Below are 1,140 nucleotides of genomic sequence, written 5' to 3'. Positions count from 1 at the left end.
AAAATGGGCGCTTACCACGGAGTGGTCGATGACTGGGGTGAAGTCGTAACAAGGTAGCCGTAGGGGAACCTGCGGCTGGATCACCTCCTTTAAAGAGCGACTCGCAAGAGGTACGAGCTTCCATAGAAACTTATTTAAGATAGAAGAAGAGAAAAGCTAGATCTGGGCCTATAGCTCAGTTGGTTAGAGCACACGCTTGATAAGCGTGGGGTCGGTAGTTCGAGTCTACCTAGGCCCACCAAATAAGTAACCCGGTAAAAGGGGGATTAGCTCAGTTGGTAGAGCGCCTGCCTTGCACGCAGGAGGCCATCGGTTCGACTCCGTTATCCTCCACCATTTTAAGTGGTTATGGATTGGTAGTTGAAGATCTAGAGATAAGAAGTTTAAAACTCTTCTTCTAATAGAATAGACGATAAATAAAGTGATTTATGATCTTACAAGTAGTAAGGAAGTAAATTAAGTCATCTTATTTATACTCTAATCTATTTAGAGTGTTCTTTAACAATTTGGATTAGTTGGTGCAACGTAATAGCGATGCAGCAGTCATTATTGATCGATGTGAATCGAGTAATAGTGACCAAGATCTTTTGGGTCTTGATGTTGATTTATTCTTCTCGTGATGAGAATGGTAAGTTAGTATTGAGATATAAAGAGAGATCGGGAGAGATTGCATCACTTAAGTAAACGATGTATTCAATTTTACTGACTGTCAGTTAATAGTATCGAAAGATATTGTTGATGAGGACAGATTGATAAAATGAGTTAACTTAAAGTGAAACGTTATCATGTTACATTCGTAGGAGAATTAGAAAGCTATTAAATCATATAGTTTGGACGATTCATTAAAAAATGAGTCTAATCCCTATTATATGGTCAAGTGAATAAGCGTACATGGCGGATGCCTTGGCGATTACAGGCGATGAAGGACGTGGAAGTCTGCGAAAAGTTTCGGGGAGCTGGCAATCAAGCTTTGATCCGGAAATGTCCGAATGGGGAAACCCGCACAGGCTTAAAACCCTGTCATCCACAGCTGAATAAAATAGGCTGCTGGAAGCGAACCTGGTGAACTGAAACATCTAAGTAACCAGAGGAAAAGAAATCAATTGAGATTCCCGCAGTAGTGGCGAGCGACCCGGGAGT

2 tRNA genes and 2 rRNA genes are annotated in these 1,140 nt (G+C 41.4%); all 4 read left to right on the top strand.

Annotated features, from left to right (window positions below):
- Window positions 1-91, top strand: a 16S ribosomal RNA gene (locus DC083_RS10005); the annotation flags it as partial.
- A gap of 73 nt (window positions 92-164) precedes the next feature.
- Window positions 165-241: transfer RNA gene (locus tag DC083_RS10000), tRNA-Ile, on the top strand.
- 19 nt (window positions 242-260) lie between these two features.
- Window positions 261-336: transfer RNA gene (locus tag DC083_RS09995), tRNA-Ala, on the top strand.
- Between the two features lie 535 nt (window positions 337-871).
- Window positions 872-1,140: ribosomal RNA gene (locus DC083_RS09990) — 23S ribosomal RNA — on the top strand; the annotation flags it as partial.

The organism is Ignatzschineria ureiclastica, from assembly GCF_003121845.1.
In the GTDB taxonomy this organism is placed as follows: Bacteria; Pseudomonadota; Gammaproteobacteria; order Cardiobacteriales; family Wohlfahrtiimonadaceae; genus Ignatzschineria; species Ignatzschineria ureiclastica.
This window is presented reverse-complemented; position numbering and strand designations above follow the sequence as displayed.